The sequence below is a fragment of the Streptomyces mexicanus genome (assembly GCF_902506575.1).
In the GTDB taxonomy this organism is placed as follows: Bacteria; Actinomycetota; Actinomycetes; order Streptomycetales; family Streptomycetaceae; genus Streptomyces; species Streptomyces mexicanus.
The window spans coordinates 1,733,964-1,757,579 of the sequence record NZ_LR732544.1; the positions used below are offsets into that span (position 1 = coordinate 1,733,964).

Sequence of the window (23,616 nt, forward strand, 5' to 3'; positions counted from 1 at the left end):
CACAGTGACCGACGCCCACACCGCCGCCATCGCCTCCCACGGCCACGGGCCCTTCATCGCCGCCATCGACCAGGGCACCACCTCCTCCCGCTGCATCGTCTTCGACCGGGACGGGCGGATCGTCTCCGTCGACCAGAAGGAGCACGAGCAGATCTTCCCCCGGCCGGGCTGGGTCGAGCACGACGCCGCCGAGATCTGGACCAACGTCCAGGAGGTGGTCGCCGGGGCGATCGAGAAGGCCGGCATCACCCGGGACGACATCAAGGCCATCGGCATCACCAACCAGCGCGAGACCACCGTGCTGTGGGACAAGAACACCGGTGAGCCCGTCCACAACGCCATCGTCTGGCAGGACACCCGCACCGACGCCCTGTGCAAGGAGCTGGGCCGCAACGTCGGCCAGGACCGCTTCCGCCGCGAGACCGGCCTGCCCCTCGCCTCCTACTTCGCCGGACCCAAGGCCCGCTGGCTGCTCGACAACGTCGACGGCCTGCGCGAGCGCGCCGAGGCGGGGGACCTGCTGTTCGGCACCATGGACACCTGGGTCATCTGGAACCTGACCGGCGGGGTGAACGGCGGCCGGCACGTCACCGACGTCACCAACGCATCCCGCACCCTGCTGATGAACCTGCACACCATGCAGTGGGACGAGCGGATCTGCGAGTCGATCGGCGTGCCGAAGCAGATCCTCCCCGAGATCCGCTCCTCCGCCGAGGTCTACGGCGAGATCAAGGGCGGCCGGCTCGGCGAGCTGCTCGGCGGGATCCCGGTGGCCTCCGCGCTCGGCGACCAGCAGGCGGCCCTGTTCGGGCAGACCTGCTTCTCCGAGGGCGAGACCAAGTCGACGTACGGCACCGGCACCTTCATGGTGATGAACACCGGTGACAAGATCATCAACTCCTACAGCGGCCTGCTGACCACGGTCGGCTATCAGATCGGCGACGACAAGCCGGTCTACGCGCTGGAGGGCTCGATCGCCGTCACCGGCTCGCTGGTGCAGTGGATGCGCGACCAGATGGGGCTGATCTCCACCGCCGCCGAGATCGAGACGCTGGCGATGCAGGTGGAGGACAACGGCGGCGCCTACTTCGTGCCGGCCTTCTCCGGCCTGTTCGCCCCCTACTGGCGCTCCGACGCCCGCGGGGTGATCGCCGGCCTGACCCGGTACGTCACCAAGGCGCACCTGGCGCGCGCCGTCCTGGAGGCCACCGCCTGGCAGACCCGCGAGATCGCGGACGCCATGACCAAGGACTCCGGCGTGGAGCTGACCGCGCTGAAGGTCGACGGCGGCATGACCTCCAACAACCTGCTGATGCAGACGCTCTCGGACTTCCTGGACGCCCCGGTGGTGCGCCCGATGGTCGCCGAGACGACCTGCCTCGGCGCCGCCTACGCCGCCGGCCTCGCCGTCGGCTTCTGGACCAGCACCGACGATCTGCGCCAGAACTGGCGCCGAGCCGCCGAGTGGACCCCCCGCATGGACGCGGAGACCCGCGACCGTGAGTACAAGAACTGGCTCAAGGCCGTCGAACGGACCATGGGCTGGCTCGAGGACGAGGAGTAAGAAACCGCAATGACCAGTCTGTCCACCCTGCAGTCCGTGCCTGCCCTGGGGACGCACCCGGCCTCCGGCTCCCAGCCGAGCCGCGCCGAGACCCGGGAGCAGCTCTCCAAGGCGACGTACGACCTCCTGGTGATCGGCGGCGGCATCCTGGGCATCTCCACCGCCTGGCACGCCGCGCAGTCCGGGCTCAGGGTGGCCCTGGTCGACGCCGGCGACTTCGCCGGTGCCACCTCGTCCGCCTCCTCCAAGCTGCTCCACGGCGGCCTGCGCTACCTGCAGACCGGCGCGGTGAAGCTGGTGGCGGAGAACCACTTCGAGCGCCGCGCGGTCTCCCGCCAGGTGGCGCCCCACCTGGCGAACCCGCTCACCTTCTACCTGCCGGTGTACAAGGGCGGGCCGCACGGGGCGGCGAAGCTCGGGGCGGGCGTGTTCGCCTACTCCGCGCTGTCCGCCTTCGGCGACGGCGTGGGCCACCTGCTCTCCCCGGCGAAGGCCCAGCAGGACGTGCCCGAGCTGCGCACCGAGAACCTCAAGGCCGTGGCCGTCTACGGCGACGACCAGATGAACGACGCCCGCATGGCGCTGATGACGGTCCGCGCGGCCGTCGAGGCGGGCGCGGTCGTGCTCAACCACGCCGAGGTCACGGGCCTGCGCTTCACCCGCGGCCGGGTCACCGGCGCCGAGCTGAAGGACCGGCTCTCCGGCGAGGAGTTCGGCGTGAACGCCCGTCTGGTGCTGAACGCCACCGGCCCGTGGGTGGACCACCTGCGGAAGATGGAGGACCCGGGCGCGGCGCCGTCCATCCGCCTGTCCAAGGGCGCGCACCTGGTGCTCAAGCGCACCTCGCCGTGGAAGGCGGCGCTGGCCACCCCGATCGACAAGTACCGCATCACCTTCGCCCTCCCCTGGGAGGACATGCTGCTGCTGGGCACCACCGACGAGGAGTACGAGGGCGACCCGGCCGACGTCGCGGTCAACGACAAGGACATCGCGCAGATACTCGACGAGGCGTCCTTCTCCGTCCGCGACCAGCAGCTCCAGCGGGACCTGATCACCTACGCCTTCGCGGGTCTGCGGGTCCTGCCGGGCGGCCCCGGCGACACGGCCAAGGCCAAGCGGGAGACGGTCGTGACCGAGGGCAAGGGCGGCATGCTGTCCGTGGCGGGCGGCAAGTGGACCACCTTCCGGCACATCGGCCGTACGGTGATGAAGAAGCTCCAGTCCCTGCCGGGCCACCCGCTCGGCGACGACTTCGAGCCGATCTCCACGCTGCCGAAGAAGCTGCCGCTGCCGGGCATCGCCAACCCGCGCGCGGTCGCCCACCGGCTGCTGGTGGACCGTCCGGCGCCCGGCCCGCGCATGGCCGCCGACACCGCCCGGCACCTGGCCACGCACTACGGCTCGCTGGCCTTCGACATCGTCCGCCTGGCCAACGAGCACCCGGAGCTGGGCGAGCGGATCCACCCGGACGCCCCGGAGATCTGGGCGCAGGTCGTCTGGGCCCGCGACCACGAGTGGGCCGAGACCCCGGACGACGTGCTGCGCCGCCGGACGACGCTGACGATCCGCGGCCTGGCCACCGACGAGATCCGGTCCAAGGTGCAGGACGTGCTCGACCGGAGGTGAGCGGCGCCCGCCGCGTCCCGGTCGGAGGTGTGTGCCGTCCGGCGCGGACCCCGGCCCGGGCGGCGATCTTGGGTGTTCGAGCGGCTCGGACGGGGCAGTGATGCGTTCACTCCCCCGGGCAAGGGGGCTGCGGGCGCCCCCGCCGCACGCCGTAAGGTTGGTGGGTCAGGCGAGGGCACGTCGGAAGGAGGCACTGGGTGATCGAGCTCGAGGGGGTTCCCGAGCTGATCGACCCGGTCATGGTGGCCGCGTTCGAGGGCTGGAACGATGCCGGCGACGCCGCCTCCACCGCGGTCGCGCATCTGGAGCGGGAGTGGAAGGGCGAGGTGTTCGCGGCGCTGGACGCCGAGGACTACTACGACTTCCAGGTCAACCGCCCCACGGTGTTCATGGACGGCGGCGTGCGCAAGATCACGTGGCCGACGACGCGACTGTCGGTGGTCCGGGTCGGCGGCGACAAGCCGCGCGACCTGGTGCTGGTCCGCGGCATCGAACCGTCCATGCGCTGGCGCTCGTTCTGCAACGAGCTGCTGGGCTTCGCGCACGAACTGGGCGTGGAGCTGGTGGTCATCCTGGGCGCCCTGCTCGGTGACACCCCGCACACCCGACCCGTACCGATCAGCGGGACCACGTCGGACGCGGACCTGGCGCGCCGGATGGACCTGGAGGAGACCAAGTACGAGGGCCCCACGGGCATCGTCGGGGTGCTGCAGGAGGCGTGCACGCACGCCGGTGTGCCGGCGGTCTCCCTGTGGGCGGCCGTGCCGCACTACGTCTCGCAGCCGCCCAACCCCAAGGCCACGCTGGCCCTGCTGAACCGCTTGGAGGACCTGCTGGACCTGCGCATCCCGCTCGGCGAGCTGCCGGAGGACGCGCGGGCCTGGCAGGTGGGCGTGGACCAGCTGGCCGCCGAGGACAGCGAGGTCGCCGAGTACGTGCAGACGCTGGAGGAGGCCCGGGACACCGCGGAGCTGCCGGAGGCGTCGGGCGAGGCGATCGCCCGCGAGTTCGAGCGGTATCTGCGGCGCCGCGACGGCGGCGCGGGCCCGGCGGCCTCCGGCGGGCACGCCACGGCGGACGGCGGCGAGGGCGGCACGTTCCTGCGGGACACCCCGAGCGGCCGTGCGCGACCGCCCAGGCCACCGAAGCCGGAGACGGGCGCCGCGGAGACCGACGGGGACACCGCCGCGGGCGGCGACGGTACCCCGGGCTCGCCGGACTCCTCCGGCTCACCGGACTCGCCGGACTCCTCGGAGGACTGAGCGGTCCCGGAACCGACGGAACCGACGGGAACGACCGGGAACGGGCCGGACGGACGGGAGCGAGTCCCGAGCCGGCCCGGGGAACGACGACAGGGGCGGTGCGCACACAGCGCACCGCCCCTGTCGTCGTTCCCGCCGGCCGCGATTCCGGCGGCCGGACCAGGTCAGCCGAGCCGGCCGAGCCCGATCACAGTGCCACGCCCAGCAGCGCGTCCACGGCCCGCGAGACCAGGCCGGGGGCACCGGTGTCCGTGCCGCCCTGCTCCTGCTGGAGCGCCACCCAGCGGTCCACCGCGGCGAGCGCGGCCGGGGCGTTCAGGTCGTCGGCGAGGGCGTCGCGGATCTCCTCGACCAGCGCGTCCGCCGAGGGGCCGTCGGGCCGGGAGACGGCCGCGCGCCAGCGGTCCAGGCGGGCCACGGCGTCCCGCAGCACCTGGTCGGTCCACTCCCAGTCGGAGCGGTAGTGGTGGGAGTGCAGCGCGAGCCGGATCGCGGCGGGGTCCACGCCGTCGCGCCGCAGCCGCGAGACGAAGACCAGGTTGCCCTTGGACTTGGACATCTTCTCGCCGTCCAGCGCGACCATGCCGGCGTGGACGTACGCCTTGGCCATGGGGAACTCGCCGGTGAGCACCTGGGCGTGCGAGGCACCCATCTCGTGGTGCGGGAAGGCCAGGTCCGAGCCGCCGCCCTGGACGTCGAAGCCCATGCCGAGGTGGTCCAGGGCGATGGCCACGCACTCGATGTGCCAGCCGGGCCGGCCGCGGCCCAGCGAGCCGCCGTCCCAGCTGGGCTCGCCGTCCCGGGCGGCCATCCACAGCATCGGGTCGAGCGGGTTCTTCTTGCCGGGGCGGTCGGGGTCGCCGCCGCGCTCGGCGGACAGCAGCCGCATCGCGGCCGCGTCGAGGTGGGAGACCTGCCCGAAGTGGGGGTCGGACTCGACGGAGAAGTACACGTCGCCTTCGAGTTCGTACGCCGCGCCCAGCTCGCGCAGGCGCTCGACCAGCGGGACGATGCCCGGTATCGCCTCCACGGCGCCTATGTAGTGCTTCGGGGGCAGCATCCGCAGGGCGGTCATGTCCTCGCGGAACAGGGCGGTCTCCTGCTCGGCGAGCTTCACCCAGTCCACGCCGTCGCGCTGCGCACGCTCCAGCAGCGGGTCGTCGACGTCGGTGACGTTCTGGACGTAGTGCACCTGCCGCTTGGTGTCGAGCCACACGCGCTGCACGAGGTCGAACGCGTTGTAGGTCGCCGCGTGACCCATGTGGGTCGCGTCGTACGGGGTGATGCCGCAGACGTAGATACGGGCGACGGGGCCGGGGCTGAGGGTGACCTGCCCCCCGGTCGCGGTGTCGTGGATCCTCAGGTCGCGGCCCTGACCGGGCAGGGCGGGGACTTCGGAAGCGGGCCAGGCATGCATGTCATGAGCGTAACCGGACCGCGGTCCCGTCCACGAACCGGACCACCTGGATGACCGGGAAGGCACTCTTGCCGTGTGCCCGCGGATGTGCTGTCGCGGGCGGGGCGGCCCGAGGGGCTCCCCACTACACCGGTGGCCAGGGGATGGCCGGCCACTCGTCGGTCGGTTCGGGGTGGGTGCCGGTGGTGAGCAGGGTCTCGACGCGGGCGCGGGTGGCGTCCAGTTCGGCCGGGGTGATCAGCTCGGCCAGCCGGGTGGCGAGGGCGCCGCCGTCGCCCAGGGCGTCCTTGAGGCCCTTGAGGACGTCCAGCACCTCTGGCGGCAGGGGCTCGCCCGCCCAGCCCCACAGCAGCGTGCGCAGCTTGTTGTCGACGTGGAAGGTGACGCCGTGGTCGATGCCGTACAGGCGTCCGTCACGGGTGGGCAGCAGGTGGCCGCCCTTGCGGTCGGCGTTGTTGATCACCGCGTCCAGGACGGCCAGCCGGCGCAGCCGCTCGTCGTCGGCGTGCACGAGCAGGGCGGTGCGGCCCTCGCCGACCTCGGCCAGGCCGATCGCCTTCCAGCCCTCTGACGGCTCCTCGCCGTCGACCAGCGCGAGCAGCTCGGCCTCCGGGGTCGCCTCGATCCACAGCTGGACCATGCCCTCGCCGTAGGGGCCGTCGCGCAGCACGGTGGGCGGGACCAGGCCCCAGCCGGTCGCCTCGGAGACCGCGTAGGCCGCCACCTCGCGCGCGGCGAGGGTGCCGTCGGGGAAGTCCCACAGCGGCCGCTCCCCGGCGACCGGCTTGTACACGCAGGACGCCTCCTGGCCGTCGAGGGCCACCGTGCACAGCAGGGCGGCGTTGGACGCCTCGCGGATGCGGCCGCGTACGGTCAGCTCGCCGCGGGCGAGCAGCTCCGCGCCGACCGTGGCGTCGGGCGTCGTCTCGGAGGTCGTCTCACGGGTCGCGGCCTCGGAGGTCGTCTCACGGGTCACGTCGGGCCTCACGCTCCGCGGCGGTATCCGTTCTGGCGCGGACATACGTGTCCTTCCGGGTCGAGCGGGAGGCTGCACAGCGGGCACGGCGGCCGCCCGGCGTTGACGACGTCGAGAGCGCGTTTGGCGAAGGCCCTGGCCTGGGCGCCGGTGAGCCGGACGCGCAGCATCGGGGGGCCGTTCTCCTCGTCCTGCAGCAGCCGCTCCTCGGCCTCGGCGAGGTCCTCCTCGGACTCGGCGTCGAGTTCGACCAGCGCCTGCGCCTCGACGATCATGCGCTGGTCCTCACCGTCCCAGGCGAGCGCCATGGTGCCGACGCGGAACTCCTCCTCGATGGGGGTCTCCAGCGGAGCGGTGTCGGCGATCTCGGTGGGGGCCACCGCGGGCACGGCGGCGTTGCCCCCGCTGCGGCGGACCACCTCGTCGAGCAGTTCGTCCATGCGCTCGGCCAGCGCGGCCACCTGCGTCTTCTCCAGGGCCACGCTGGTCACCCGGGAGCCGGCGGTGGCCTGGAGGAAGAACGTACGGCGCCCGGGCAGTCCGACCGTGCCGGCCACGAAGCGGTCCGGGGGGTCGTAGAAGAACACCTGACGGGACACGTCCTGTCTCCATCTCCTGCAAGTCGGTCGGAAGAGATCGGGAGGGAATCAGAAAGGGAGCGGAAAGGAACTGAAGCGGGCTGGAAGGGGGCGGAAACGGCCGGGCGGTCGGGTGGCCCGGCCGGCAGCCGCACGTCGGCGGCGACGCTTCACCCTACTGCGCCCGCGATCACGGTGCGCCCGCGCCGCCCCCGACGGGTGCGTCGTCGCCCGCGGGCTCCTCCGGCGGGGCCAGCGAGGCGAAGTCCCCGGTGTCGCCCAGCCGGACCAGGAAGGGCCGCAGCCGGGTGTAGCGGATCGCGGTCACGGAGCAGGGTTCGACGGAGATGCGCTGGAAGAGGTCGAGGTGCAGGCCGAGCGCGTCGGCGACGAGGGACTTGATGATGTCGCCGTGGGAGCACATCAGGTACACCGCGTCGGGACCGTGGTCGCGTTCCACGCGCGCGTTCCACTCGCGCACGGCCTCGGCGGCGCGGGTCTGCATGGCGCGCATCGACTCGCCGCCGGGGAAGGCGGCGGCCGACGGGTGGGCCTGGACGACCTCCATCAGCGGCTCGTCCTTCAGCTCGGCGAGCTTGCGACCGGACCAGTCGCCGTAGTGGCACTCGCCGATCCGCTCGTCGGTGTGCGCGCTCAGCCCGGGACGGGCGTCGAGGAGAGGCTGTACGGTCTCCTGGCAGCGTTGCAGGGGGCTGGTGACGACCTCGGCGATCGGCAGGCCGTCGAGTCGGCCGGGCAGCGCGGCGGCCTGGGCGGCGCCGCGTTCGTCCAGGGTGACGCCGGGAGACCAGCCGGCGAGCACGCCGGCGGTGTTGGCGGTGGACCGTCCGTGCCTGACGAGGATCAGCGTGGGCATGCGGCCAGAGTAGGCGTACACGCGGCTTCGGCGTCGGCCGGGCGAAGGGAGAACACGCTCTGTGATCGTCGACTGTGGCATCTACCGTGACGGGCACCGCACGGAGGGGCCGGAGGACTTCTCCGACGCCCTGGCCGAGGCGCGGGCGGCCGGGGGGTTCGTGTGGGTGGGCCTGCACGAACCGAGCGCGGAGGAGTTCGACCTGGTCAGCCAGGAGTTCGCGCTGCACGAGCTGGCCGTGGAGGACGCCCTGAAGGCGCATCAGCGGCCGAAGCTGGAGGTCTACGACGACTCGCTGTTCGTGGTGCTGAAGCCGGTGGTGTACGAGCCGCACAGCGACGCCGTCTCGACCGGCGAGATCATGATCTTCCTCGGCGACTCGTTCGTGGTCACCGTCCGCCACGGCGAGGGCGACGGCCTGACCGCCGTACGGCACCGGTTGGAGCAGGAGCCCGATCTGCTCGGCAAGGGCCCCACCGCCGTGCTGTACGCGATCGCCGACACGGTCGTGGACCACTACCTGGACGTGGCCACCGAGCTGCAGACGGACCTGGAGGAGCTGGAGGCGGAGGTCTTCTCCCCGGACCGGGGCGGTTCGCGGCACACCGCCTCGCGGATCTACACGTTCAAGCGCCAGATCACCGAGTTCCGGCGGGCCACGGGCCCGCTGGGGCCGCCGATGTCCCGCCTGGGCGGCACCGCCCAGTCCACCTTCGCCACGGCCGTGCCGTTCGTGGACGACAAGGCGCGGCCCTTCTTCCGGGACGTCAGCGACCACCTCACCCGCGTGAACGAGTCGGTGGAGAGCCTGGACCGGCTGGTCTCGGACGTCCTGTCGGCGCATCTGGCGCAGACCAGCGTGCAGCAGAACGACGACATGCGGAAGATCTCCGCGTGGGCGGCCATGGCCGCCGTGCCCACGCTGATCGCCGGGATCTACGGGATGAACTTCGACCACATGCCCGAACTGCACTGGCTGTGGGGCTACCCGGCCGTGATCGCGCTGATGGTCGCGCTGGAGGTGCTGCTGTACCGCATGTTCCGGCGGCGTGACTGGTTGTAGAGCCGGTCGGGGCTCTCGTCTGTGGGGCCTCTGTGGTCCGCCGCGGCGCGGGGCGTAACCGGGTGGGTGCGCGGGCGTTGTTCTGCGTGACGGCCGTGGCGGGGAAGACCCCCGAGCCCCCACCACGGCCGCAGAAAGCTCCGCGGGATACGGCAGGCCCTGCGGCGGGCGACGACCCCCTAGGCCAGGCCCGCGCGTTCCAGGGCCTCGACGCCGGCGCGCAGCGCGGCGATCCGCTCGTCCAGGGTGAAGCCCGCGGGCGCCAGGGTGAGGGTGGTGACACCGGCCGCCGCGTAGGCCTTCATCCGGTCCGCGATCCGGTCGACCGAGCCGAGCAGGGTGGTCTGGTCGATGAGGTCCTGCGGGACGGCGGCCGCGGCGCCCTGCTTGTCACCAGCGAGGTACTTGTCCTGGATCTCGGCGGCCGCCTCCTCGTACCCCATGCGGCAGGCGAGCTGGTTGTAGAAGTTCTGCTTGCGGCTGCCCATGCCGCCCACGTAGAGGGCGGTGTAGGGGCGGAAGGTGTCGGCGAGGCGGGGGACGTCCTTGTCGTCGCCGAGGGCGAGCGGCACGGTCGGGCAGACGTCGAAGCCGTCCAGGGACTGCCCGGCCTTCTCGCGCCCGGCCCGCCGGTGCCGGATCGCGGTCTCCTCCAGGTGGTCGGCGGGGGGGGAGATCAGCAGCGCGCCGTCCGCGATCTCGCCGGTCTGCTGGAGGTTCTTCGGGCCGATGGCGGCGATGTAGAGCGGGATGTGCTCGCGCTGCGGGTGCACGGTCAGCTTGATCGGCTTGCCGGGGCCGCCGGGCAGCGGCAGCGTCCAGTGCTCGCCCTCGTAGGTCAGCCGCTCGCGGGTCATGGCCTTGCGGACGATCTCGACGTACTCGCGGGTGCGGGCGAGCGGCTTGTCGAACTTCACGCCGTACCAGCCCTCGGAGACCTGCGGGCCGGAGACGCCGAGGCCGAGGCGGAACCGGCCGCCGGACAGCGAGTCCAGGGTGGCGGCGGTCATGGCGGTCATCGCGGGCTGCCGGGCGGGGATCTGGAAGATGGCCGAGCCGACGTCGATGCGCTCGGTCTTCGCCGCGACGAAGGCGAGGACGGGGGCCGCGTCGGAGCCGTAGGCCTCGGCCGCCCAGCACACCGCGTAGCCGAGCCGGTCGGCCTCCTGCGCGACGGCCAGATTGTCCGCGTCCATCCCGGCACCCCAGTAGCCGAGGTTGATCCCTAGCCGCATCCGCATCCCCTTACCGGTGAGTAACGTGCTCTGTGCGGGAGACACTAGCGCGGGGCCGCCGCCCGCGGCAGGTACCGCCGGTGTGACGGCCGCCTCCCGGGCCCGGATCGCGCCGCCGCCGGGCGTGCCGGGGCGGAAGATCCCGTTGTCCACAGGTAACCCACGGGGCGGGCCCTGGCCAGTAATCTCGGCGTCCATGGAGCAGAGGCAACTCGGCCGTACCGGCCTGCGCGTGTCCAGGATCGGCCTCGGCACCCTCACCTGGGGCCGGGACGTCGACGAGCACGGCGCCGCGGAGCTGCTGAAGGTGTTCTGGGAAGCGGGCGGCACCCTCGTCGACACGGCCGACGTGTACGGCGACGGGGAGGCGGAGTATCTGCTCGGGCGGCTCATGGAGGGCCTGGTGCCCCGCCGTGACCTGGTCATCTCGACGAAGGCGGGCAGCGTCCCGGACCCGGACCGCCGCTTCGACTGCTCCCGCGGCCATCTGCTGGCCGCGCTGGACGCCTCGCTCGCCCGCCTCGGCACGGACTACGTCGACGTCTGGCACGTCCACGCCTACGACCCGTACACCCCGCTGGAGGAGACCCTCCAGGCCGTCGACGTGGCCATCGGCAGCGGGCGCGTGCGCTACGCCGGGGTGTCGAACTTCTGCGGCTGGCAGCTCGCCAAGGCGGCCACCTGGCAGCTGGCGGCGCCGGGCGCGCGGACCCGGCTGGCGAGCACGCAGATGGAGTACTCGCTGCTGCAGCGCGGTGTCGAGCGCGAGGTGCTGCCGGCCGCGCTCGACCTCGGCATCGGCATGCTGCCGTCCTCGCCGCTCGGCCGCGGCGTGCTGACCGGCAAGTACCGCAACGGGACGCCGCCGGACTCGCGGGGCGCCTCGGAGCATCTGGCGCCGTTCGTCGAGCCGTATCTGGACGACGCCGCCGGCCGCATCGTGGACGCGGTGACGACGGCGGCGGACGGGCTCGCGGTGACCCCGCTCCAGGTCGCCCTCGCCTGGGTGCGCGACCGACCCGGCGTGACCGCCCCGATCGTCGGCGCGCGCACGGCGCAGCAGCTCACGGCGGCGCTGTCAGTGGAGGCGCTTAGTCTTCCTGACGAGATCTGCCGGGCGCTCGACGACGTGTCGGCGCCCGTGCACCGCTATCCCGATCACGACTGGAGCACGCTGTGAGCACGGAGCCGGAGACCACGGAGAACGCCGAGCCGGGGGCCCCGGACACTGCGGCGGAGGACGCCGGAGCGGCGCAGGACGCCGCACCCGTCGCGCAGGACGGTGCCGGGGCCGAGGGCGGCCCGGGCGCGGCGGGCGGCGGCGCGGCGGATGCCGGCAACACGGCCGGCGGCGGCAGCGGTGCGGCGCGGGGATCCGGCGGGCAGGGGGCCGAGGGCGGCGGTGCGGACCCGGGGGCCGCGGAGGACGCGGCACCCGGCGAGGACGGTGCGGCGGTCCCGGGCGCCGGGAGCAGCGAGGCTGCGGACGCAGACGCCCGGGACGGTGACGACCCGGCAGCAGACGCCCGGGACGGTGAGGACCCGGACGCAGACGCCCGGGACGGTGAGGACCCGGACGCAGACGCCGGGGACGGTGAGGCCGCGGGCGAAGGCTCGGGGGACGGTGAGGCCGCAGGCGAAGGTGCGGAGGGCGGTGGCACCGCGTCCGAGATGTCGGAGGCGGAGGCCGAACTCGCCGCCCAGCGGATCGAGCGGGAGCGGATCGAGCGGCGCAAGGCGGAGAGGAAGGGCCGGATCGAGAGCGGGAGCAGGCTCACCGGCCGGGCGGCCGACCTGCTCGCGGCGGTGCGTGCCGTGGAGAGCGGGGCCACTCCCCCGGCCACCGTCTTCGCCGAGCCGGAGCCGCAGGCCGCGCGGCGCAGGCCCGCCCCGCAGCCGGTGCGGCGACCGGGCCCCGTGTCGGCCGAGGCGGCCGCCGCCGCGCCCGCGGCCCCCGCCCCGCAGACCGTGCAGGCCGTACGGCAGGTGCTGGCCGACGGCGGCGGCGCGCCGGAGGCACTCGCCCTGCCGGCCGCGGCGGCCCTCGGCCCGGGCGCGCACGAGCGGCTGCGGGAGGACCCGTGGCAGCTGCTGCGCGTGACCGGGGTGCGGCCCGAGCAGGCCGACGGTTTCGCGCGGTCCCTGCTCGGTGCCGAGTGCGGCCCGGGCGACCCGCGGCGCGGCCGGGCGTTCACCGTCTGGCTGCTGGAGCAGGCGGCCCTGGCCGGGCACACCTGCCTGGAGGCTCCCGCCCTCGTCGAGGCCCTGGCCCGGCGGGGTGTGCCCGACCCGGACGCGGCGCTGCAGGAAACCCTCGCGGAGGGCGAGGCCCTGGTGTTCCAGGACGCCCTGGAAGAGCCCGGCGCACCGGCCGCCCGGGGCCACGCCCAGGACACTTCCGACGACGGGACCGAGGGCGGCGGGGACGGCGAGGAGGACGAGGACGCCGCGCGCCCGGTGCGCGTCCTGGTCGGCCTGGAGCGGTACGCGCTCGCCGAAGAGAGCCTGGCCGACGGCCTCGCCCGGCTCGTGAACTCCGCACCGGACGGAACGATCGCCGCGCAGGACTGGGAGCAGGCCGCGGGCCCGGCCCGAGGCTCCGCCGCCGAGCTGATCCGCGCGGTCGCGGCGCACGGCCTGGTGCTGTACACGGGCGGGGAGGCGTCCCGCGTCGACCCGGCGCGGCTGCTGTGCGCGGCCCGCGCGCTCGGGCTGCACGCCTGGGCCGCCACGCACAGCCCGCTCGGGCGGGAGGCGTTCGCGGAGCTGCTGCGGCAGCAGTCGCCGCAGGAGGGCGGACGGGCGCAGGGACCGTCCGAGGGCGGCGTGGCCACGGTGGCCGGGCTGCTATCGGGCGCCGAGGGGCCGGGCCGGGACGCCGACGGCACGCTCGATCTGGATCTCCTCGTCGTGCTCGACGCCCCGCAGCTCGACGTGGAGACGGCGGCCCTGCTGGTGGAGTCGCTGCCGGACGGGGCCCGGCTCGTGCTGGCCGGGGATCCGGCGGTGCTGTGGTCCGTGGGCCCCGGCCGGGTGTTCGCGGATCTGCTGGCGGCCCGGGTGTGCCCGCACGTGGCCTCCCGGGTGCCGGACCCGGGGCCGCTGGGCGAGCTGGTCTCCGGTATCGGCATCGGCGAGCTGAACCAGGTGGAGGCGCCCGGCAAGGAGGTCGTGATCGTGCCGGTGCGGGACGCCGGGGAGGCCGTGCACCGCACCGTCCAGCTCGTCTCGGACTCCGTGCCGCGGGCGATCGGCGTGCCGGCCGAGCAGACCGTGGTCATCACCCCGGGGCACGGCGGCGCGGCGGGCACGCGCGTGCTGAACGCGGCGTTGAAGGAACGCCTCAACCCGGGCCCGGGCCGCTTCGGCGGCTTCGACCCGGGCGACCGGATCGCCTACTCCCCCGTCCCGGGCCGTACGCTGCCCGGTCATGTGGTGAAGGCCGACGCCGACGGGCTGCACCTGTCCTGTGCGGGCGCGCCCGTGGTCGTCCCCAGGGAGCAGGTGGAGACCCGGGTGCGGCACGGGTGGGCGCTGACCGCGCACCAGGCCGTGGGCGGCCGGTGGCCGGCGGTGGTCGTGGTACTGCCCGGTGACGCCGCGCAGGCCCTGACCCGGCCGTGGGTCTACACGGCGTTCGGGCGGGCGACCCGCCACATGTCCGTGGTGCACGGTGCCGAGCAGGCGCTGCCCCGGGCCGTGGCCGAGGTGCCGGCCAAGCCGCGCACGACCCGGCTGCCCGTCCTGCTGCGCACCCAGGAGCAGCAGGCGGCCTGACCGCGCGCACCGCCCCGCCGCAGACCCGCAGGTCCGCGGGCCTGAACGCCGCCCGGCCGAGGCTCGCACGCCGTGCGGGTGCGAACACAGCCGGCGCGGCGGCGCGTGCAGCCCCGGGCGCCCGAGGGGGCGCGCCGCCGGGCACGGCACGCTCACCCCGGGCGGCCGGTGTGCTCAGGCTCTGTCCAGCGGCTCCAGGTCGTCGTCCTCGTCGAGGTCCTCGTCCTCGTCCAGGCCGTCGTCCCCGCCGAGATCGTCGTCCTCGTCGTCCGGTTCGTCGTCGAAGACCGCGCTGACGTCGAAGCGGCAGACCACGTGCTGCGGATCGACGTGCTCGAAGGGTGCCTCCAGCCATTCGCCGGGGTCGGCGGGTTCCTCCGAGGCCGTGACCCACAGGGTGGAGTCGCCCTCCTCCAGGCCGAACTCCTTGTGCCGGGAGGCGATCTCGTCCGGCTCGTACTCGCCGAACAGGATGCCGAGCGCCCCGTGCAGCGACCCGGTGGCGCCCTGGCCGATGCCCGTGCCGGTCTCGACGTCCGCGGCCTCGACCCGCTGGGCCTGGGACAGCAGCCGCTGTGGTTCGGCGACGGCGTAGTCGCGGCGGATCAGCACGCTGATCGCGTTCGGTTCCTCCGGTCCCGTGTACGGCGGCAGCGAGTCGTCGCCGGGGATCTCGAAGGGGGTGACCTCGTCGTAGCGGTCGTAGAGCAGCTCGTCGTACGCCTCGGCGGCGGCTGCCAGCTGGTTGAACGCCTCGTAGACGGCCGGGTCGTCCTCACCCGACCTGCGTTCGACCGCGGCGAGATGGCGGTCGAGCGCGGTCTTGACCGCCTCGGCGGCGGCGCGTACCTCGGCGGCGGTGGGCTGCGCAGCATCAGACATACTGCAGACGCTATCCGTACCGGGCCCCAGCCCGCACAATAGATGCGATGCCGGAATACGAATTTGTCGACGTGTACGTGCCGCGCGGGGTCTCCCGCAAGGAGGCGACGCGTCTGCTGACCGACCATGCCGAGTACGGACACTGGGAGTTGTACCGCCTGAGCCTGATGCGGGACGGCAGCCGCAGGGTGCGGTTGCGTCGGCGGATCATCCGCCAGGTTCGCGCCACCTGGTGAGCACGCCCGCCACACGGTGAGCCCCGGGCGGCTCAGGCGAGCGGGCCCCGCCGGTGCGGGGCCCGCTCACTCGTGCGCCCGGACGCCGCCGGGGCGGATGGGGCTCAGGCCGAGGTCCGGGCCCTGCGGTAGAGCACGGTGCCCGCGAGGAGCGCGCCCGCGCCCACCGGCAGGACGATGCCCAGCGGCAGCTCGCTGCCGGTCTCGGCGAGCTGTGCCCCGCCCCGCGGCGCGGTGACGGTCTGCGTACCCGGCTGGTTGACGTGCACGGATCCGCCGGGCGTCGTCCCGCTCGGGGTGGGCGGCGTGGTCGGCGTACCGGGGTGGCCCGGAGTGCCGGGCGTCCCGGGGGTGCCCGGGTTCCCGGGGTTGCCCGGATTCCCAGGGTTACCGGGATTCCCGGGGTTGCCCGGGTTACCAGGGTTGCCGGGGTTACCAGGGTGGCCGGGCGGGTTCTGGTGGCCGCCGGGCGGCGTGTGGTGGCTCCCGGAACCGCCCTCGTTCGCGCACCGGTTGCCCAGCGCCGCGTTGCCGACGCCGATCACGTCGACGCTGTTGCCGCAGACGTTGACGGGCACGTCGACCGGCACCTGGACGTGGTTGCCCGAGCCGACACCCGGCGAGCCGCCGGTGTGGCCGCCGGCCTGGGCACCGCCGCCCGAGCCCCCGTGGCCGTGTCCGCCGTGCCCGGAACCGTGCCCCGGGCCGCCCTTTCCGCCGGACGAGCCGCCGTTGGCGCACGTGTTGCCCATCACCGGGTTGAGCACCCCGACGACGTTGACCGTGTTGCCGCAGACGTTCACCGGCACGTGCACCGGCACCTGGACCGTGTTGCCGGACAGCACGCCCGGCGAGCGGGACGCGGCGCCGGTCGCGCCCGCGTCGGCGTGGGCGGCACCGCTCGCGGCGGCGATCACTCCGGTCGCCGCCGCCACGGTCATCAGGCCCTTGCGGGTGACCTGTCGCATGTACTGAATCCCTGCCTTCGACCTTCTGGAACCTTCCGGAACGCGCGGTCGCGCACGGCGTGCGAGCCGTCGTGACCGCGCGGAAAGACCGGTCGGCCCCGGAGCGCATGGCGCGCGCTCCGGGGCCGACGGGTTCAGACCCCCCACGGAGTCGATGGAGTCAGACCCTCACGGGGCGGGGCACAACGTCACTTGTTGATGCACGTGTTGCCGAAGGCGGGGTTCAGCAGCCCGATCACGGAGATCGTGTTGCCGCAGACGTTCACCGGCACGTGCACGGGCACCTGGATGACATTGCCGGACACGACGCCCGGGGACTGCACGGCGGCACCCTGAGCACCGGAGTCGGCAGCGGCCAGGCCCGCGCCCGCGAGAACCAGTCCACCGGTGGCAACCGCGGCAGCGACGACCTTCTTGAGCATTCTTCCTCCTAGTTGGCACGTGCGATCTCGTCTTGCCGATCGCATGAGATGTAACGAGGAGGGAGTAATGGGGATACGAGCTTATGGTCGCCTTCACTCTCCCTCGGGCACGCCCGCACACGCGGCCGAATACCGAGGTCAAGCCAGGGTTGACCGGCGTCCTCAGGAGGCGTCGATGAACCGGTCGAGCACCCGGACGCCGAACTTCAGGCCGTCCACCGGCACCCGCTCGTCCACCCCGTGGAACATGCCCGCGAAGTCAAGCTCCGGCGGCAGCTTCAGCGGCGCGAAGCCGAAGCCGCGGATGCCGAGGTCGTCGAAGGACTTGGCGTCGGTGCCGCCGGAGAGCATGTACGGGATGGCCTTCGCGGCCGGGTCCTCGGCCACCAGCGCGGACTGCATGGCGGCCACGAGCGGCCCGTCGAAGGTGGTCTCGACGGCCTTGTCGGCGTGCACGTCCTCGCGCTTGACCTTCGGCCCGAGGATCCGGTCCAGGTCGGCGAGGAACTCCTCCTCGTGGCCGGGCAGGAAGCGGCCGTCGACGTGCGCGGTGGCCTCGCCCGGAATGACGTTGACCTTGTAACCGGCGCCGAGCTGGGTGGGGTTGGCGGTGTTGCTGAGGGTCGCGCCGATCAGCTTGGCGATGCCGCCGAGCTTGGCGATGGTGCCCTCCATGTTCTCCGGGTCCAGCTCGGTGCCCAGCGCGTCGCCGAGTTCGTCGAGGAAGGCCCGGGTGGTCTTGGTCACCCGCACCGGGAAGGTGTGGCGGCCGAGCCGGGCGACGGCCTCCGACAGCTCGGTGATGGCGTTGTCCCGGTGGATCATCGAGCCGTGCCCGGCGGTGCCGGCCACGGTGAGCTTCATCCAGTGCATGCCCTTCTCGGCCGTCTGGATCAGGTAGAGCCGCCGCTGCTCACTGACGGTGAAGGAGAAGCCGCCCACCTCGCTGATCGCCTCGGTGACGCCCTCGAACAGGTCGGGGTGGTGGTCCACCAGGTACCGGGCGCCGTACGTGCCGCCGGCCTCCTCGTCGGCGAGGAAGGCCAGCACGATGTCCCGCGGGGGCCTGCGGCCGCTGCGCAGCCGGTCGCGCACCACCGCCAGCGTCATCGCGTCCATGTCCTTCATGTCCACCGCGCCGCGGCCCCAGACGCACCCGTCCGCGATCTCCCCCGAGAAGGGGTGGTGGGTCCAGTCGTCGGCGTTGGCCGGTACGACGTCGGTGTGGCCGTGGATCAGCAGCGCGGGCCGGGAGGGGTCCTCGCCCTCGATGCGCGCCACGGTGGAGGCCCGGCCCGGGTGCGACTCGAAGATCTGCGGTTCCAGTCCCACCTCGGCGAGCTTCTCGGCGACGTACTCGGCGGCCTTGCGCTCGCCCGGCCCGGAGTGGTCTCCGTAGTTGCTGGTGTCGATCTGGATCAGCTCGCGGCAGAGGTCCACGACCTCGTCCTCGCCGGTGACGCCCCTGGCCGTGTCCGTCTCGCTCACGCTGGTTCCTCCCGCTGTGTGCTGGTGGTCCACCTCGGGTGCCGGTGGTGCCCTCATCCTCCCTCGCATCCCGGGCCCGGCCCAAGACGGCCCCCGCCCCGTCACACGCCGTTCACGCCCCGGGGCCGCGCGGGCACAGGCGCAGGCGCAGGCGCGGGCACACGCGCAGGCGCGGGCGCGGGGGGAGGGGCGGGGGCGGCGGCGGCCGGCCCGCCGGTGCCTGGCGGGGCGACGCGCACGCCGCTCTGCCGCTCCGACCGCCTGCCGGGTCAGTATCCCGGACGGTTCCAGCGACGGTGGGGGTGGGTTGGGTGGTTTGGGGAGGACGGGGGGGGGGGGGGGGTGTGGGGGGGGGGGGGGGGGGGGGGGGGGGGAGGGGGGGGGGAGGGGGGGGGGGAGGGGGGGGGGGGGGGAGGGGGGGGGGGGGAGGGGGCGGGGGGGGGGGGAGGGGGAGGGGGGGGGGGGGGGGGGGGGGGGGGGGGGGGGCGGGGCGCGCACCGCCGTGCACTCCTCCCCGCAGTGGCGGGCCGAACTGGCCCGGCACGGCTGGACGGACGCCTTCCTCACGGGCGACGCCTTCGGCGCGTATCTGGCCCGGCAGGACAAGGCCGTGAGTGCTCTGCTCGCACACCTGCGGCTCACCTGACCCACACCCCGCCCGACCTCCCGCACCGCGGCCCGTGCCGCGGGCCCGCGCGCGCCGTTCCGCAGCGCGGCGCGCTTCGCCTGCCTGATCGTCCACGCCTGTCCGCCCCTTGCCGCCCGTACGCCTGCCGCACCCGTGGGCGTCCTTCGCCCCCATGCCCCCTTTGTCAGGGAAAGGAAGACATGACCGCACACAGCTGGTGGCTGCTCCTGATCGTCGCGGTGGCGATCGCAGCCCTGATCCTCCTCATCAACTCGCGGCTGCGCCTGCACCCGTTCATCGCGTTGATCCTCGTCACGGTGTGCACCGGACTCGCGGCCGGTGAGCCGGTCGCCGACCTGACCGGTTCGATCGAGGACGGCGCGGGCGGCACGCTCGGCGACGTCGGCCTCACCCTCGCCCTGGGTGCCATGCTCGGCCGGCTGCTGTCCGACTCGGGCGCCACCGACGCCCTCGCGCACGCCCTCGTCGGCCGCGCGGCCCCGCGCAGACTGCCGTGGCTGGTCGCCGCGGCCGCGTTCGTCATCGGCATCCCCATGTTCTTCGAGGTCGGCCTGATCGTGCTGCTGCCCCTCATCTTCAGCGTGGCCCGCCGGCTGGACGCCCAGGGCGGCGCGAAGGGCAGCTCCTACGTCCTGCTCGGTGTGCCCGCCATCGCCTCGCTGTCCACGCTGCACGGCATGCTGCCTCCCCACCCCGGTCCGCTGACCGCCATGACCGGCCTGCACGCCGACCTCGGCCTCACCCTCGTCGTCGGCCTCGTCTGCGCCGTGCCCACCGTGATCCTCGCCGGACCCGTCTACGCCCGCTGGATAGCGCCCCGGCTGCCCGAGGTCCGCCCGGACGCCGCGCTGGTGGCCCAGTTCACCGGCGGTGCGCCGGCCCCGGCCGTGACCGGTTCCGCCGGGCCGGGCGCCCGGCCGCGCACCGAGGCGGCGTCGCGCACGGGTGTGCCCGTGGGCCTGGCCGTGGCCTCGGTCCTGGTGCCGGTCGCGCTGATGCTGCTGCGCCCCCTCGCCGAGACGCTGCTGGACTCCGGCAGCACTCTGCGCGCGGCACTCACCTTCGCCGGCGAGCCGCTCGTGGCCATGCTGGCGGGCCTGCTGTTCGCCCTGGCCCTGACGATGGCCCAGGGCCGCCGCCCGGGTGAGGAGATCCGCACCTCGCTGGCGGACAGCCTGAAGTCGGTCGCCGGCATCCTGCTCATCATCGGCGGGGGCGGCGCCTTCAAGCAGGTGCTGCAGGACTCCGGGATCGGTGACGCGATCGCGGCCGCGGCCAGGGGCGCCCATCTCAACGTGATCCTGCTGGGCTGGCTGGTGTCGCTGCTGCTGTCGCTGACGACCGGCTCGGCGACGGTGGGCATCGTCTCCGCGACCGGCATCGTCGCCCCGCTGATCGGTGCCGCCGGCGGTCTGCGGGCGTCCCTGCTCGTGGTCGCGATCGGCGCCGGTTCCATCGGTCTGAACTATGTGAACCACGCCGGTTTCTGGCTGGTCAAGGAGTCCTTCGGGATGGATCTGGGGCAGGCCGCGAAGACCCAGACCGCCGTGCAGACCCTGGTCAGTGTGTTCGGGCTGGCGATGGCCCTGCTGCTGTCGCTGTTCGCCTGACGGGAGCCTGAAGCAGGTCGGCCATGGTCTGCGCGGCGCGTACGGCGGCGTCGGCGCAGCAGTTGTTGAACAGCACGTGCAGCGAGCGGACCCGGTCGGCGAGCGCCCGCAGCCGCGGCACCCACTGTGCCAGTTCGTCCTCGGTGTAGGTGTGCCGGAAGCGGTCCTCCTTGCTTCCGGTGCCCCACGCCGTACTGCGTCCGTGGAAGCGCACGACGGACCGGCACGGTGTGGTGACCGGGGTGATGGGCGGGATCGCGGTCGGCGGCGACTGCGCCATGTCGACGGCGACGGCGGCGAACCCGTGGTCGGCGAGGCGTGCCCGGGTGGCCTCCCGGTGTGCCGGCCGCCACCAGTCGGGGTGCCGGAACTCCACGGCAACGGGCCACCCCTGGGTGCGCCGCGCGCACGCGGCCAGGAAGGCCTCCGCCCGCGGTCCCGGCCGGAACCACGGCGGGAACTGGAACAGGACGCTGCCGCGCCGTCCGGCCCGGCGCAGCGGTGCGATGCCGTCCGCGAACCGTGCCCACAGGTCGTCCAGCACGCCGGGGTCCTTCAGCTCGGCGCCCCGCAGGTCCTGCGGGAGGGCCTGTGGCCTGACGGGGTGTCCGGTGAGCGGTGCGAACGCCTTGACGTCGAACACGAAGCCGTCCGGGGTCCGTTCGGCCCACAGGCGGCTGGTGCGCTCCTGCGGCAGGGCGTAGTAGCCGGAGTCGGCCTCGACGAGCGGGAAGCGGCGCGCGTAGTACCGCAGCCGTCCCTCCGCGTCGCGCTGCCCGCGCGGGTACCAGCCACTGCGGACCAGCGCCGGATCCGTCCAGGAACACGTGCCGATGAGTATGTCTCCCATGGCACACCGGTTACCCCGCGCGGACGGCCGTGCCACCGGGTTCGGTGGCACGGCCGGGGTGCGGGTCGCGCGGGATGGTCAGGCCCAGGGCGAGGCGACGGCCCAGCTGGTGTCGTCGGCCCATGCGGTGGCGCTGTCCCAGTCGTGGGAGCCGCCGTCACCGGCGATGTAGGCGTTGTAGTCGAAGTGGCGCACGAAGTCGCTCGGGTAGTTGGCGGACCTCAGCGAGACACCCTGGCCGTTGTGGCCGGCCTGCGGGCAGAACGTGGCGTCCTGCCGGAACAGTGCGCTGCCGTCGTTGCTGTCGACACGCAGCCGGTAGTCGTAGTGGCGCAGGTACTGCCCCGGTCGGTCGGCGGACTCGAAGGAGACGCAGGAGGCGTCGCCCAGGCCCGCGCGCACGGTCCAGGTCGCGGCGGCCTTGTCGGCGGCCGGGCTGGAGGAGGTGACGGGCGCGATGACGGCGTTGCTGTCGGCGCTGTTGTGCCGCAGGAAGTCGTTGGTGCAGCAGGAGGTGGTCGCGCGCAGCGAGACCTTCGATCCCACGGTGAGGCCGCCGGCAGGGGCCGGTGCCGTGTAGCCGGCGGCGTCGATGTTCGCCTGCACGGCGTTCTCGGTGGCGTCCGAGGGGTAACCGGACGTCATGACGCCTTCGTAGAAGGTGCCGGCGGAACCGTTGCTGTTGTCACCGCCGATGCCGAGGATGATGGCCCCTTCCTTCTTCATCGGGTTGTAGCCCGAGACGTTGGGGCGCGGCCCGCTGTAGTAGGTGGACAGGCCGCCGGACTGCGCGTTGCCGGCCCGGATCGCCCACTGGTTGGGGCCGCCCTTGACGACGGCGGTGAGGAAGCGGTGGCTGACGCTGGGGTCGTTCGCGTTGTAGCCGGCGTTGACTCCGGAGAACAGGCCGTTCTCCAGGTCGGCCATGACCCAGGGACCGTTGCCGGTGCCGTAGCCCCAGACCTTGATGTTGCCGAAGTAGATGGCCTCCATGTGGCCGTTGCCGGTGTCGAGGCCGCTGGTCTCGGCGTTGCCGTAGTCGAAGCAGCAGCCGCCGTTGTAGTGGCTGCCGTCGAGGACGGCGTACATGCCTTCGGGCTGGTCCCCGGTCGCGATGCCGTGGGTGTTGTTGTTGCGGTAGCCGGTGCCGGGGGCGATGAAGACGCCGTACGCCTTGTGGCCGCCCACGGTGACGGGTGCGGCGGAGGCCTCGGCGAGGTTGTCGTAGCCGCCGGCGGCGGGGCCGTTGAACCCTCCGGGGGGTGCCGGGGTGAGGTGGTTGCCGCGGCCGGACTGGTCGTAGATGACCGTGATGAGGCAGCTGGTCCGGGCGCAGAACGCGTCCTGCGCGGCGGCGTCGGCGTATCCGCCGGTGCTGAGCACGCCGATGTCCCGGGTGGCACCGTCCGAGGCACGTTTGACCTGGTAGAGGGGGCCGTTGTACGCGGAGTACAGCGCGCGGGTGGTGCTGTGCGCGGCCACGCAGGGCGTGCCGCCGGCGGCGTAGAGGTCGCAGGGAAGCGAGCCGGCGGCCGCCGTGCCACTGACGGCGGCGCTGCCGTCGGCGGCCGCGGCACTGCCGCCGCCGGCCGCCGGGGCGCCGAACAGGGCCGCGGCCAGGGCCAGCGCCGGCGCGAACAGGGCGAGCGGTCTGACCCGCCGGGAGCGGGTCGGGGTCAGGGACATCGGTCATCTCCTCGCATCGAGTGGGGGGTCGGAGATCCTGTTGATGCCATGCGCATGCCAAGCACCTCCGCCCGAGCATGCACGTTCGTTATATCGAACAATGAACGAAAGACCGGACGACCTTTGATGATAGGAAGCGCCCCGGGGGTGTCAACCAGTCGCGCACGTCCGATACTTCGACCGACGAAAGCCGAGGTCAGGACGGTGGGAGCGGGCGTTCCGTCCGGCACATGGCTCGCCTTTCGCGGGCCGGCGCGTAAGAGACCCGTCAAAGCCCCGGGTGCCGCAGTAAGGGACCCGTCAACGACGGTCGCAAACGGCTGAACAGGCGGTTTGCTCTGACCGTCCGTTCTTGTCGAGTCTCTTTCAGGAGTTCACGATGGCCGATCTGGCCTTCGTCGCCACCACCCTCGCGGTCTTCGCACTGGTGGCCCTCGTCGCCCGGGGGGT

General features: G+C 73.3%; 20 protein-coding genes. 9 read left to right on the forward strand and 11 right to left on the reverse strand.

Translation table 11 applies throughout. The features are described from left to right. Window positions 1-4: 4 nt before the first annotated feature. The 3 genes from glpK to GV126_RS07820 all read left to right on the forward strand — a co-directional run bounded on the left by glpK (window position 5) and on the right by GV126_RS07820 (window position 4,452). A complete protein-coding gene (gene glpK, locus GV126_RS07810) occupies window positions 5-1,564 on the forward strand; it encodes a glycerol kinase GlpK (RefSeq protein ID WP_159663902.1) in 1,560 nt (519 codons plus the stop codon). Window positions 1,565-1,573: 9 nt separating this feature from the next. Further along, a complete protein-coding gene (locus tag GV126_RS07815; protein WP_159663904.1) occupies window positions 1,574-3,190 on the forward strand; it encodes a glycerol-3-phosphate dehydrogenase/oxidase in 1,617 nt (538 codons plus the stop codon). A gap of 197 nt (window positions 3,191-3,387) precedes the next feature. Then, window positions 3,388-4,452, forward strand: a complete 1,065-nt coding sequence (locus GV126_RS07820; protein ID WP_159663906.1) for a PAC2 family protein — start codon at window positions 3,388-3,390, stop codon at window positions 4,450-4,452. A gap of 187 nt (window positions 4,453-4,639) precedes the next feature. Here GV126_RS07820 and mshC read toward each other — a convergent pair whose 3' ends face one another. From mshC to GV126_RS07840, 4 genes are all read right to left on the reverse strand, one after another. Continuing rightward, the gene (gene mshC, locus GV126_RS07825; RefSeq protein WP_159663908.1) at window positions 4,640-5,869 is read right to left on the reverse strand and encodes a cysteine--1-D-myo-inosityl 2-amino-2-deoxy-alpha-D-glucopyranoside ligase; all 1,230 of its coding nucleotides are present in this window, start codon (window positions 5,867-5,869) and stop codon (window positions 4,640-4,642) included. 124 nt (window positions 5,870-5,993) lie between these two features. Next, on the reverse strand, window positions 5,994-6,890 hold the full coding sequence (locus tag GV126_RS07830) for an SCO1664 family protein (protein ID WP_159663910.1): 897 nt from the start codon (window positions 6,888-6,890) through the stop codon (window positions 5,994-5,996). Continuing rightward, on the reverse strand, window positions 6,854-7,444 hold the full coding sequence (locus GV126_RS07835; protein ID WP_159663912.1) for a DUF3090 domain-containing protein: 591 nt from the start codon (window positions 7,442-7,444) through the stop codon (window positions 6,854-6,856). The genes GV126_RS07830 and GV126_RS07835 overlap by 37 nt, the downstream gene beginning before the upstream one ends. 169 nt (window positions 7,445-7,613) lie before the next feature. Beyond that, a complete protein-coding gene (locus tag GV126_RS07840; RefSeq protein WP_159663914.1) occupies window positions 7,614-8,300 on the reverse strand; it encodes a histidine phosphatase family protein in 687 nt (228 codons plus the stop codon). Between the two features lie 61 nt (window positions 8,301-8,361). Between GV126_RS07840 and corA the strand changes: the two genes are divergently transcribed. Further along, window positions 8,362-9,363 carry a magnesium/cobalt transporter CorA gene (gene corA, locus GV126_RS07845; RefSeq protein ID WP_159663916.1) on the forward strand — a complete coding sequence of 334 codons (1,002 nt, stop codon included), beginning with the start codon at window positions 8,362-8,364 and terminating at the stop codon, window positions 9,361-9,363. A 179-nt stretch (window positions 9,364-9,542) separates the two neighbouring features. On the opposite strand, the gene GV126_RS07850 is transcribed toward corA, so the two are convergent. Next, the gene (locus tag GV126_RS07850) at window positions 9,543-10,598 is read right to left on the reverse strand and encodes an LLM class F420-dependent oxidoreductase (RefSeq protein WP_159663918.1); all 1,056 of its coding nucleotides are present in this window, start codon (window positions 10,596-10,598) and stop codon (window positions 9,543-9,545) included. Window positions 10,599-10,794: 196 nt separating this feature from the next. On the opposite strand from GV126_RS07850, the gene GV126_RS07855 reads away from it, so the two are divergent. Together GV126_RS07855 and GV126_RS07860 are read left to right on the forward strand one after the other, a co-directional pair. Then, a complete protein-coding gene (locus tag GV126_RS07855; RefSeq protein WP_159663920.1) occupies window positions 10,795-11,778 on the forward strand; it encodes an aldo/keto reductase in 984 nt (327 codons plus the stop codon). After that, window positions 11,775-14,375 (forward strand): helix-hairpin-helix domain-containing protein, encoded by a 2,601-nt coding sequence (locus GV126_RS07860; protein WP_159663922.1) that lies wholly within the window; start codon window positions 11,775-11,777, stop codon window positions 14,373-14,375. Before GV126_RS07855 ends, GV126_RS07860 begins: the two co-directional genes overlap by 4 nt. Before the next feature lie 174 nt (window positions 14,376-14,549). Here the strand turns inward: GV126_RS07860 and GV126_RS07865 are convergent, their stop codons facing one another. Then, window positions 14,550-15,257 (reverse strand): hypothetical protein, encoded by a 708-nt coding sequence (locus GV126_RS07865; protein ID WP_159663924.1) that lies wholly within the window; start codon window positions 15,255-15,257, stop codon window positions 14,550-14,552. Between the two features lie 47 nt (window positions 15,258-15,304). On the opposite strand from GV126_RS07865, the gene GV126_RS07870 reads away from it, so the two are divergent. After that, the gene (locus GV126_RS07870) at window positions 15,305-15,493 is read left to right on the forward strand and encodes a DUF5703 family protein (protein ID WP_028422893.1); all 189 of its coding nucleotides are present in this window, start codon (window positions 15,305-15,307) and stop codon (window positions 15,491-15,493) included. A gap of 104 nt (window positions 15,494-15,597) precedes the next feature. Here GV126_RS07870 and GV126_RS37270 read toward each other — a convergent pair whose 3' ends face one another. The 3 genes from GV126_RS37270 to GV126_RS07885 form a co-directional block, all read right to left on the reverse strand. Then, window positions 15,598-16,461 carry a chaplin gene (locus GV126_RS37270; protein ID WP_159663926.1) on the reverse strand — a complete coding sequence of 288 codons (864 nt, stop codon included), beginning with the start codon at window positions 16,459-16,461 and terminating at the stop codon, window positions 15,598-15,600. A 188-nt stretch (window positions 16,462-16,649) separates the two neighbouring features. Further along, complete coding sequence (gene chpH, locus GV126_RS07880) at window positions 16,650-16,883, reverse strand: chaplin ChpH (protein WP_159663928.1); 234 nt, start codon at window positions 16,881-16,883, stop codon at window positions 16,650-16,652. 162 nt (window positions 16,884-17,045) lie between these two features. After that, window positions 17,046-18,371 (reverse strand): M20/M25/M40 family metallo-hydrolase, encoded by a 1,326-nt coding sequence (locus GV126_RS07885; protein ID WP_159663930.1) that lies wholly within the window; start codon window positions 18,369-18,371, stop codon window positions 17,046-17,048. Between the two features lie 502 nt (window positions 18,372-18,873). Here GV126_RS07885 and GV126_RS35680 point away from each other — a divergent pair. Beyond that, window positions 18,874-19,017 (forward strand): hypothetical protein, encoded by a 144-nt coding sequence (locus tag GV126_RS35680; RefSeq protein ID WP_201299813.1) that lies wholly within the window; start codon window positions 18,874-18,876, stop codon window positions 19,015-19,017. A gap of 182 nt (window positions 19,018-19,199) precedes the next feature. Beyond that, window positions 19,200-20,630 carry a GntP family permease gene (locus GV126_RS07895; RefSeq protein WP_159673441.1) on the forward strand — a complete coding sequence of 477 codons (1,431 nt, stop codon included), beginning with the start codon at window positions 19,200-19,202 and terminating at the stop codon, window positions 20,628-20,630. Here the strand turns inward: GV126_RS07895 and GV126_RS07900 are convergent. Both GV126_RS07900 and GV126_RS07905 read right to left on the reverse strand, forming a co-directional pair. Further along, window positions 20,581-21,480, reverse strand: a complete 900-nt coding sequence (locus GV126_RS07900) for a DUF72 domain-containing protein (RefSeq protein WP_159663932.1) — start codon at window positions 21,478-21,480, stop codon at window positions 20,581-20,583. The two genes, GV126_RS07895 and GV126_RS07900, sit on opposite strands and share 50 nt — an antisense overlap. Before the next feature lie 78 nt (window positions 21,481-21,558). Beyond that, on the reverse strand, window positions 21,559-23,166 hold the full coding sequence (locus GV126_RS07905; RefSeq protein WP_159663934.1) for an alpha-L-arabinofuranosidase B: 1,608 nt from the start codon (window positions 23,164-23,166) through the stop codon (window positions 21,559-21,561). Window positions 23,167-23,616: the final 450 nt, after the last annotated feature.

Excerpts from the sequence above, each read along its gene's own strand:
- GV126_RS07895 (WP_159673441.1), top strand. The coding sequence starts at position 19,200 with ATGACCGCACACAGCTGGTGGCTGCTCCTGATCGTCGCGGTGGCGATC.
- GV126_RS07855 (WP_159663920.1), top strand. The coding sequence starts at position 10,795 with ATGGAGCAGAGGCAACTCGGCCGTACCGGCCTGCGCGTGTCCAGGATC.
- GV126_RS07840 (WP_159663914.1), bottom strand. The coding sequence starts at position 8,300 with ATGCCCACGCTGATCCTCGTCAGGCACGGACGGTCCACCGCCAACACC.
- mshC (WP_159663908.1), bottom strand. The coding sequence starts at position 5,869 with ATGCATGCCTGGCCCGCTTCCGAAGTCCCCGCCCTGCCCGGTCAGGGC.
- GV126_RS07850 (WP_159663918.1), bottom strand. The coding sequence starts at position 10,598 with ATGCGGCTAGGGATCAACCTCGGCTACTGGGGTGCCGGGATGGACGCG.
- chpH (WP_159663928.1), bottom strand. The coding sequence starts at position 16,883 with ATGCTCAAGAAGGTCGTCGCTGCCGCGGTTGCCACCGGTGGACTGGTT.
- GV126_RS07870 (WP_028422893.1), top strand. The coding sequence starts at position 15,305 with ATGCCGGAATACGAATTTGTCGACGTGTACGTGCCGCGCGGGGTCTCC.
- GV126_RS07900 (WP_159663932.1), bottom strand. The coding sequence starts at position 21,480 with ATGGGAGACATACTCATCGGCACGTGTTCCTGGACGGATCCGGCGCTG.
- GV126_RS37270 (WP_159663926.1), bottom strand. The coding sequence starts at position 16,461 with ATGCGACAGGTCACCCGCAAGGGCCTGATGACCGTGGCGGCGGCGACC.
- GV126_RS07905 (WP_159663934.1), bottom strand. The coding sequence starts at position 23,166 with ATGTCCCTGACCCCGACCCGCTCCCGGCGGGTCAGACCGCTCGCCCTG.
- GV126_RS07815 (WP_159663904.1), top strand. The coding sequence starts at position 1,574 with ATGACCAGTCTGTCCACCCTGCAGTCCGTGCCTGCCCTGGGGACGCAC.
- GV126_RS07865 (WP_159663924.1), bottom strand. The coding sequence starts at position 15,257 with ATGTCTGATGCTGCGCAGCCCACCGCCGCCGAGGTACGCGCCGCCGCC.
- GV126_RS07830 (WP_159663910.1), bottom strand. The coding sequence starts at position 6,890 with ATGTCCGCGCCAGAACGGATACCGCCGCGGAGCGTGAGGCCCGACGTG.